The sequence below is a fragment of the Pontimicrobium sp. MEBiC01747 genome (genome assembly GCF_053601635.1).
This window is the reverse complement of record NZ_JBSHNS010000039.1, coordinates 1-544: the sequence shown is the minus strand read 5'-3', so window position 1 is coordinate 544 and position 544 is coordinate 1. Positions and strand designations below refer to the sequence as shown.

1 protein-coding gene is annotated in these 544 nt (G+C 35.7%); it reads left to right on the top strand.

The window, feature by feature from the left end:
• Positions 1-544, top strand: a 544-nt coding sequence (locus ACVC2P_RS00540; RefSeq protein WP_452596533.1) for a M23 family metallopeptidase, incomplete at both ends; no start/stop codon positions are given.

Here is a 544-nt window from a genome sequence, read left to right as displayed (position 1 = left end):
GTACATACGCATCCCCAATAGATCGTAAAAAAGTAATAACCTCTCGTTATGGCTGGAGAAACAGAAGAGCACACAAAGGCATAGATATCGATTTAGTAACTGGCGATAGTGTTCGTGCTATGTTTGATGGTAAAGTACGCTACGTAAACTACCATTCCGGACATGGTAAAACAGTAATTGTTAGGCATTATAACGGACTGGAAACAGCCTACACACATTTATCTAAACAATTAGTAAAAGTAAACGATAGTGTTAAAAAAGGACAAGTTGTCGGCAAAGGTGGTACTACAGGAAATGCGAGAGGAAGTCACTTACATTTAGAAGTGAGTTTTAAAGGGATCTATATACACCCAGAATATTTATTTGATTTTAATGAAGGTAATACCATACGCTCTCAAAACGTATGGGTTACAAAAAAATGGGTAACACCTTATATTCATAACTCAAAAAGACAAAGCAAAATTAAAGTATGCAATACTTTTGACGAAGCAATAGAAAGCGAAAAAAAACAAGAACAAATCTACGTTGTTAAGCGTGGCGATAC